The organism is Culturomica sp., assembly GCF_003524185.1.
GTDB classification, from domain to species: domain Bacteria; phylum Bacteroidota; class Bacteroidia; order Bacteroidales; family Marinifilaceae; genus Culturomica; species Culturomica massiliensis.
In genome coordinates this window covers 25,933-35,617 of sequence record NZ_DOED01000021.1, presented here as the reverse complement: position 1 = coordinate 35,617, position 9,685 = coordinate 25,933, and the positions used below count along the sequence as shown (strand labels likewise).

Annotated in this window: 5 protein-coding genes; all 5 read left to right on the top strand. The window is 46.1% G+C overall.

Going from position 1 to position 9,685, the window contains the following annotated elements; genetic code table 11:
- The first annotated feature begins 197 nt into the window (after positions 1 to 197).
- The gene (locus DD657_RS07850) at positions 198 to 2,594 is read left to right on the top strand and encodes a baseplate wedge protein (RefSeq protein ID WP_287049464.1); all 2,397 of its coding nucleotides are present in this window, start codon (positions 198 to 200) and stop codon (positions 2,592 to 2,594) included.
- A gap of 257 nt (positions 2,595 to 2,851) precedes the next feature.
- Positions 2,852 to 6,202 (top strand): contractile injection system tape measure protein, encoded by a 3,351-nt coding sequence (locus DD657_RS07845; RefSeq protein ID WP_287049463.1) that lies wholly within the window; start codon positions 2,852 to 2,854, stop codon positions 6,200 to 6,202.
- 46 nt (positions 6,203 to 6,248) lie between these two features.
- Positions 6,249 to 6,971, top strand: coding sequence for an eCIS core domain-containing protein (locus DD657_RS07840; RefSeq protein WP_287049462.1), 723 nt, complete (start codon positions 6,249 to 6,251; stop codon positions 6,969 to 6,971).
- Positions 6,972 to 7,048: 77 nt separating this feature from the next.
- Positions 7,049 to 8,350 carry an ATP-binding protein gene (locus DD657_RS07835; protein ID WP_287049461.1) on the top strand — a complete coding sequence of 434 codons (1,302 nt, stop codon included), beginning with the start codon at positions 7,049 to 7,051 and terminating at the stop codon, positions 8,348 to 8,350.
- Positions 8,351 to 8,363: 13 nt separating this feature from the next.
- Positions 8,364 to 9,650, top strand: coding sequence for a hypothetical protein (locus DD657_RS07830; protein ID WP_287049460.1), 1,287 nt, complete (start codon positions 8,364 to 8,366; stop codon positions 9,648 to 9,650).
- Positions 9,651 to 9,685 lie beyond the last annotated feature (35 nt).

Below are 9,685 nucleotides of genomic sequence, written 5' to 3'. Positions count from 1 at the left end.
TAGGTAAATGAATGCAGGTGTTTTGATTTACGATTTTAGATTTATGATTTTAGATTAACGATTGGGGCGGAGTTTTATGTGTTTGTGTTTTTTAAAAAGGAATGTGGCTGGAATTTTAGATTTTGGATTGAAATAAAAGGTTCGAGAGTATGAAGAGGGCCGAAGACTTTAGGTGTTAGGGTATTAAGCAGGAGAAAATGAAAGATGAGCTTTATATAAACCGGAGAGAGGCGGAAAATACTCTTTACCGGCAGTTACAGGAGAAATCGTTGGAACGGTTACAAGCTGCTGCCGGAGAGGTATGGACTGATTTTAATCCTCACGATCCGGGGATAACGATCAGCGATATATTAAATTACGGTCTTACGGAGTTGGATTATCGTTTGCGTTTTCCTTCGGAAGATTATTTGGTGGCAGAAAAACAATCTTTTGTTCCGGAGCGTTTCGGTTTGTTTTCACCGCTTCGGGTGTTTCCGGTTGATCCGGTGACACCTGTCGATTACCGGAAATTATTTATCGATCGTATCGATAAGTTGGATAATGTGTGGATTTATCCGACGAAAGAACGGGGATGGTATGAAGTTTTGGCAGAATTGTCGCCTTTGGCTTCAGTGTGTTGCCGGGAAGAAGTACAGCGGCAGATTGTGAGGATTTTCAATGCTTATCGTAATCTTTGCGAAGGATTGCGGGAAGTCAGATTTATTACGCGTAAGCCTTTGAAATTAACCGGAGATATCGAATTAAAGGCAGGGGCGAATGCTTTACAGGTTTTAGCGGATATTTACCTGGAGGCTCAGCATTTTTTTATGGGTGGTGTCCGTTATCGGGGAATAGAAGAATTGTTGGCAGAAGGGAGAAAACCGGACGAGTTATTGGATGGTCCGGAATTGAGATATTGGGCTATCGACGAGAGTTCGTTGCAGGATTTACCGACTCGTTATTCCGTGGCGGTGCTGTTTCGGCGCTTGATGAATCTGGAGGGCGTGGAAGCTGTGAGATCATTGGGTTTTACAGATGGGGAACAGGTTTATCCGGATATTATCCCCGTGACTGATCCGGTAAATTCCTATACAGTAGAGATTCCGGATAATAAAGAGAAAGCCGGAGTGAAGCTGTGGTCGGGAGGCGGTTTGATGAAAACGGATTTATCGGTATTGCCTTCTTTGCTTTATGCCCGTTATATCCGGTATTATGGCCGGCAGAATCGTACGGAAAATTTGTCGGAGTTACAATCTTTTCCACAGGGCACTTTCCGGCAGATGTATGATCATAACAGTGTGCAGCATGATTTTCCGGAATGTTATGGGATCAATAATTGGGGAGTGGCTCCCGGGGAACCGGAATTGCGGAAGGCACAGGCAAAGCAGTTGAAGGGATATATGTTGTTGTATGACGAAGTATTTGCCCGGGGATTGAAAGAGTTGGAAAATTTACCGCAGTTGATGTCGATAGAAGACGACTTACTGGGAGAGGGGACTGTCGGAGTCGATGTGCCGGGTGGGATGTGGGACGTATTAACCGATGAACAGAAACTGAAGGATGCCGGATATACTAAAAATAGATTTTTCAGGCAGAAGGAGAGGATGTTGGAAGTGTGGGAGGGTATATACGGAGAGGATAGTAATCCCGGATGGTTGAAAGAGTATGACTATTACGAAGAAACAGAGGTGGAGAGCCTGGGGAGGCGCTTCGGTTTTTTAAAACGGATACCGGAATGGGGACGAAGCCGATACAAGGGGGTGGATTTGGGAAATGTCGATCCCGAGAATGTACCGGGAATCAAAGCTTATGTAGGCAGTTTGCTGGGGTGGGAAATGACGGTGGAAAAGCCCGTTGTGAATGTATTTCCGATGTACAATCTCCGGTTGGTGGAGGACGATTATTTTTATAGCCGGCCGATGGGATTGCTGAGTCATGATTTGGTGGCAGAGGATATTTTGAAGCCGGAGTATATGGAGCCGGTAAATATGCCTGAAAAAGCTTATACAAATGCCGATTATCTGGTATTGAAGGATAAATTATCGCTGTTGCATTATAATTTATTATTCGAGGGATTGTTTCGGGAAGGTGTACGGCCGGAAAATTACCATATTCTGAATATACCTCAATATCTTGATCGTTTGTTGGTGTTTCATCATACGCAGCGGGGAGAATGGATAAATCTGGGGCGGTTCGATTCGCAGGAAGAGCTCGAGGAGACGGCCGGTTGTTTGCGGCGTTTTCTGATTATGTTGAATCAGAAAAGTGAGAGTATGTATGTTGTTGAACATTTGCTGTTGAGAAAAGCAAACGGAAAGGGGATGGAAAATCCTGCAGTACCGGAAAGCGAGAATTTTGTCGTAACTGTCGTGTTTCCGGGATGGTCGGTACGAATGGCAGATCTTCGGTTCAGAAAAGAGTGTGAAAAGTTGGTATGTAGCCGGTTACCGGCCCATTTGAATGTTCATTTTCAATGGAGAGGGGCTGTGGAGATGTGGCAGTTCGAAAGGGCTTATTACGATTGGCGAAAAGCATTGGCGGCAGGAGAGAGCGGGAGTGCCGAAGCTCAAAAATTAAGGGAGGTATTGGCCGGACAGGGGGAGGAGGGATTTTAAATTGTAGATTTTAGATTTTAAATTGATGGAGGAAGTTGGAAAGGAAGGGAATGATGATTTTTGATTTACGATTGGGGAAAAGTTGACTGGTAAGAGTACGTAGAAAGAATGGATTTAAAATTGAAGAAAGTGAGAAGAGAAAGATTGGAAATAGTGTTATAAGGTTTCTAAGCATATTAGAATTGATTTATGATTTTTCTATGAATCAGGCAGGTTTGTAAGGGTGATTTAAAATCGTAAATCTAAAATTAACAGGAATGATTACGATTCATGACATAAAGCTGGATTTTAGCGTGGAAGATTCCCGGTTTGCACGGGAATTGTACGGGCGTTGGGATATGTTTTGCCATACGGGGGTGGAGGAGGTCATGGACCGGGTGTTGAGTCGTTATGACTCGGATGAAGAGGTGATTCGGGTCGGAAGAATGGAACTGGATTTGGGTGTGTTACCGGAGGACGAGTTTTATGAACGGTTTCCGAAAGCGTTGGAAGAAAAGTTGGGGGACGTTTTTTATGATTTGATCCGCCACCGGGAAGGACGTGATGTGAATATCGTTTCCTTGCGCAAGGACGGTTTGCAGGCTCTGCTGTATTTTTTATTGTATGGCGGTTTACCGGCAGATATGCCCGAAGAATACCGGGATTTGAGACGTTTGCTTGAAATTGTAATCGACAGGGAGGGGCATGAGCTGGGAAAGGCTTTGCGCTATTACGGCGAAAAGGTGGAATTACGCCGTCGTTTGGTGTTGCAGTTCAGAGACCGGGAACTGGAAAAAGTTGTAGAGGTGACAGAGCCTTCCGAAGCTGTATTTATTAAAGTATATACTCGTAGTCTGATTAGCTCATGGCCTCGTTTACGGCGTCCGGAGATTACGTTGGGAGACTACCGGAATGTCGTTTGGGAGGTGGTATGGGCTTATTTGCTTTACGACGGAAGAGGTTTTTTCAGTCGGAAACAGTTGGTGAGGCAAACGATAACGGAACTGGCTTCTCGTTTTAATTTAAAGTTTTTTTATTTGCTCGTTTTGTTGACGACCGGATTGAAAAAAATGATATCCGGGTGGTTGATTTTGCCGGAATTATCGGTGATACTGGCCGAGATCAGGAGAGAAGAGGCAGAAAAAATGCAGGGAGATACCGGAAAATGGCAAAAGGTAATAGAGGAAAACGGTGCATACGAGTCTGCGGATGATCTGCGGAAATTGTTGTCGGATCCTGTTTTATGCCGCCGTTTGTTGCAACCGATGAAGGAGGAGGATATTTACCGCCTGACGGAGGTTATCATACCTACGGAAAGCCGTTTTGTCATTTCGTATGCCCGCCGGTTGGAACAGGAAAAGGAAAAAGGGATGCTGGAAGGAAAAGCCGGCAGTGAGTTCCGGGTTTTAAAGTGGGAATTTTTATTTCAGGTTTTGTTGAGTGCCCCGATGTCTGTTTTTCACCGGAAACGCTTTGTGCTGGAAGTGATCCGGCGTATTGCCGCTCATTATAATATCGATCCGTTGTGTCTGTTGGTATATCTCTGTACCGATCAGGAAGATGTTCCGGCAGATTTGCGGGTCGTGTTACAGCAATTGTATAAAGAACAGACGGAGAGCGAAATTTTAAAAATAGCGGAAGCCTTTGCTTATCGGATACCTACCGAACGGGAAACGGAATACCTGAAATCCGTTTTGTTACATCCCCGGACGGCAAGGCAATTATTAGGGGCTTTGCCTGAAGCCGGAGTTTACCGGTTGGTCCGGGTCGTGATTCCGGCCGAGAGTACATTCGTCGTTTCGTATGCCCGTACCCTGGACCGGGAAAAGGAGAAAGGAATGCTGGAAGGAAAAGGAGGGGAGGAATTCCGGGTGTTGAAATGGGAGTTTATTTTTATCATGATTTTGAGCGCTCCGGTATCGGCTTTCAGCCGACGTCAGTTTGTACGTTCGGTTTTGGGGCAGATTGCCGCGCATTATAATTTGGCTGCTAATGATTTGGTACTCTATTTCTATAGGGCGCTGGCAGACCGGCAGACCGGGTTTTCACAGGGGGTAGCTGAGGTGTTGAAGGAGTGGCTGGATGAACAGCAAAGAAATGAGCGGCTGGGATCGGAAAAAGAACGGGAGGCAGCTTCCCGGGATACCGGTAGAAAATTGAAGGAATTGATGATGTGTCCGGAGGTGACGGTAAAGGTATTGGAAAAAGCAGGAACAGAAGTCCTTTGCGAATTATGGGCAATGTATAAGCAAACGGATACGGTCGTATTTATCCGGAATTATAAAAAATTATTGTGGGATTTTATAGGATCGTCTGTGGTGAGTGTAAAGAGGTTATACCGGCAGATGCAGGTTGTGGAAGGATTGGCGGATTTTTTGGTAAAAGAGTATGGAAGAAAGGCCGTTGCAGACCTTTTACGAAAGATCGGAATCCGTTTGCAGGATTCGGAACGTTTGTTGGAAGCGGCTTGGCGGGAGGCTTTATTGAAAAAAGAAGTGGATCTGGTTCGGGAGATCGTGGCCCGTTCACCGGATTTTTTACGGCGGAAGATATCCGTTTTGTCTCCCGGGGAGCGAAGCAGTTTGGAGGAAATGCTGAAAGCAAGCCCGGAGTTGTTACGGAAATGTCTGGTGTGTATCGGTTCTCCGGCTATGCGGCGGGCGGTGGAAGAGGTTATATACCTGAAAAGGAAGGTAGGAGGTGAAGAAAATGACGGAGAATGGTTGTTGGGTTTATTATGCATTTCTTATTCCGATATCCGGATGTTTTCGTATCCGGAAATACTAAGGCGTTTTTTGAGTAAAATGGCGGACCGATGGACTCTTGCACAACGAATTGAAATTTACCGGCAAATCAGAAGACAGTCGTATTTGTCCGTGCACTGGGAGAAAATAATAGAAGAGGAGCAAAAAATGGAGGAAGCCGTGGAAATGGTGAAGCGGGAGGAAAAACAGAATGACGAAATACAACTAAACCATACGGATATGAAAACAAGAGATGTAAAAGACGTGCCGGAAGACAGGAATATTTCCGGAAATGGGCGGGAAGCGGCTGCGGCTGGAAAAAATGTACGGGAACCCCGTGGGAACAGAAACCGGTGGAAGTTACCCGATTCCCGGAAAGAGGAAGAACGGATTTATGTGGCGAATGCCGGAGCAATTATATTGGCACCTTATTTTCCCCGTTTATTCGATTTGCTGAAAATGACGGAAAAAGGGGCTTTTATGGATGGGGCGGCCCGGGTCCGGGCCATGTTTGCCATACAGTATCTGGTATTCGGTCAGACGGAATTCGCGGAAACGGAGCTGGCTCTGAATAAATTATTGACGGCATATCGTCCGGAAGAGCCTTTACCGCTATCGGTGGAATTGACTTCGGAGGAAAAAGAGGTGCTGGATTCTTTGTTAAAAGGAGCTATGGGTAACTGGAGTGTGATGAAAGGTACTTCTGTAAACGGTTTCCGGGGGAGTTTCCTGATCCGTAACGGAGTAATGGCGGATACGGGAGAATTGTGGCAATTGACGGTAGAGGAAAAATCTTACGATATATTGCTGGATTCCATTCCCTGGAGTATTTCTCCGGTCAAGTTCCCGTGGATGGAGAAACCGTTGTATGTGAATTGGAGGTGAAAGAATTTACGATTTTGGATTTTATAAGACTAATAATTTGGATAATATGAACGCAGAAAAACAATTTCAGGAAATGCCTTCGCGGGTGATGCAACCGAAGCGGGAAGGCGCAGCTTTGCAAATGTACGATAACCGGCAGGATGCGGCTTTGCAGGCAAAGATGATCGACACGATCCAGCGGGAAGGTGAAGACGAAGATGAGTTACTACAGGGAAAGTTTGCCGTACAGCGACAGGAGGGGGAGGAAGACGAACTGTTACAGGGTAAGTTTACGACTCAATTAGCGGAAGAGGATGAGGAGCTTATGCAGGGAAAATTCGTTGCTCAATTAGCGGAGGAAGACGATGAACTGATGCAAGGTAAGTTCGTCAGCCAGATGCAGGACGAGGATGAGTTGATGCAGGGGAAGTTTGAAACAGCTCAACGGCAAGCGGAAAACCGGACGGGTATTCCGGATGCGGTAAAACAGCGGATGGAAGATTCGTTCGGTACGGACTTTTCATCGGTGCGGGTGCATCCGGATTCCTCCAAAGCGCCCGAAGTGGGCGCATTGGCTTATACGCAGGGAACGGATATTCATTTTGCTCCGGGCCAGTTTAAGCCCGATACGACCGCCGGACAGGAATTGTTGGGCCACGAACTGACGCATGTGGTACAACAGGCGGAAGGCCGGGTACAGCCGACAACGGAGATCGGCGGTATGCCGGTGAATGACAATGAAGCTTTGGAGCATGAGGCAGATGTGAGGGGAGCACAAGCGGTGAGGTAATGAAGTTAAGTATTACAGGGGCTGTATATTGTACGTGGCGCTGCAGGCTTATGATTTGATATTAGATAGAAATTTTTATGGAACAATGGATCGCTTGGTTTTATGAGGTGTTGAATGCGGCTTTGCAGTTGTATTTCCGGCAGGAGTGTGCGGTGAGTTCGGTTTATGAGATTGCCGTGCCGGAAGGGAATGGGTTGGAAGAGGTGTGTGGCCGGGGGTTGACATTCGATGAGCAGGCGGTGGTGATGCTGACGTTGATGCCGCATTTGTGTCCGCAGGCTTTGGATATTTTTTTCGTGAATAATAAGAATTTCGACCGGCCTTATACGGAGTTCGGTGGCTGGAAGGGCATGTCGCACGGAGGTTTTTTACCGACGGGAGAGACGGCAGCCTTTATTTTGGGCGGAGAGGATACGGGAAAGCGTTTGGAGGTGATGCGGATGTTCGGGAAAGAGCATTGGTTTTGGCGGGAAAATGTATTGCGCTTAGAAGGTCAGGGACGGGGCGAACCGTTTTTGAGCGGGCAGTTGCGGGTGTCGGAGGAGGTGTTGAGCCGGATACTTTACCGGAAAGAATATAAACCGGATTGTACTATGGAGTTTCCGGCCAAGCGGGTGACAACGGTTCTGGAGTGGGGGGATATGGTAGTGGATTACCGGGTGGCTTTGGCATTGGAGGAAATTAATACCTGGATTACCGGACAACGGACGATTATGCAGGAATGGGGACTGGAACGTTTTCTGAAGGCCGGATACCGGGCTTTATTCTATGGACCACCGGGTACGGGAAAGACTTTGGCGGCAACATTACTCGGTAAACGGAATGATATGGATGTATACCGGGTAGATTTGTCGATGATCGTGTCGAAATATATCGGGGAGACGGAAAAGAATCTGGCGCAGGTGTTCGATATGGCGGAAAACCGTCGTTGGATTCTGTTTTTTGACGAGGCGGATGCACTATTCGGTAAACGAACTTCTACAACGACTTCAAATGACCGGCATGCCAATCAGGAAGTGGCTTTTTTGTTACAACGAATTGAAGATTTTCCGGGTACGGTAATCCTGGCTACCAATCTGAAGTCAAATCTGGATGAAGCTTTTTTACGTCGTTTTCAGGCGATGGTCTATTTCCCGATGCCGGACGAAGAGTCACGGAAGTTGTTGTGGCAAAAAATGTTGCCGGCAACCTGGTTGCAAGAAGACAGGGATACTTTGTTGGGATGTGCCGTGAAAGCTGAATTATCCGGAGGATCGATTGCGAATGTCATCCGCAGTTGTGCTTTGCAATTGTTGGCGACGCATACGGATAAATTATCGAAAGAAATGCTGGATTATGCTTTGAAAAAAGAACTGGCTAAAGAAGGAAACATCGGATAAAATTTAGAAAATTATGAGACTATCGGGGCAAATTTTAAAAGGAAGGTATGATGGAATTATTCTTTTAGTTGTATTGATGATGCTGGGGACGGGAAAGTTAAAAGGACAACTGAGCGGGTGGTCGTTCGACAAAGCTTATGCTACCTATCGTCAGTATTATTATCAACCTCTTGACAAATGGCGAAGCATCCGGGAGGGAACGTTTTCCCGCACAGGTTTGGAGGATTCGTTGCGGCAATATACGCGGGGTAAAGTTTATAAGGATGTTATTTGTCCGTGGTGGGTGGAGGATTTGTACCGGCCGGATGTCATTCAGGCCCGTTTTCAGAGGATCGGTTATGTGGGGTATGTGCTGGATCCGTTGACAGGTTCGCCTTTGTTGACGAATTCCTGGAACGATTCGACTTTATTCGATGCTGCCTGGCAGAATATTCCGGTCGATTTAGTCGTGTATTGTAATGGTGCGGATGCCTTCGATTATTTTCTGAAATGTGATTCGGCCCGCCTGACTTTTTTAAAGACTGTTTTCGACCCGGAAGACGGGTTGATTAATAAGCGGCATTTCGGCCGGCGGCCCGCAGGGTTACATTTTTATTTACCGAATTTTTCTTTTCGGGAAAAAAAGGCTTTTATGCGTTTTGTATGTGCGGTCAGTATGGTAATTGATCATTATTGCCGAAATGAGGAGCGTCCTTATGCCGGAGACAAATGCTGGCTTACATTTACTTTTTCTCCTTCGGCAAGGAATGAACTGGATTATTTATCGGGTGTCCTGGGATTGGCGGATGAGATTCATTTTGTAACTTACGATGAATACGGTTTGCCTGTAGCAACGCCGGAGGTTTATACCTATCGGAATGATCCGACTTCTGTATTATACCGGGTGTATAATCAGTTTTATCTGTTTTCTTTTTTTTCCGATGTGGTATCGGATACGGAATGTTGCAGCGATATCGCCCGTTTGTCGCAGGCCAGTTATTCGGAGCATAACTGGAAATTTTATTTACTGTTGGACTTTGCGTTGGTGCTGGCTTTGATTATATCGGTACTTGCGTATAATTTGTACAGTCCGTTTTATATGCTGGTTGAGCGTTACCGTTCATTCATTATACCGGTCCTTATTACTTTGGTGACGGAGATTATTATTGTTTTTCTGTATATGGTGGAAGCGCTGTCTCCGAATGAATTATTGTTTAGTCTTGACGAGGGGACACATCTGTATTTATTGGCACTTCCTTTGCTTTTTATCGTTTTGCATATCGGCTTGAAAATGCTCGGAGGACGACGGGAATTGCCTTGACTGCTGTCCGGAATAGCACCCGGGGACGGGGGTAA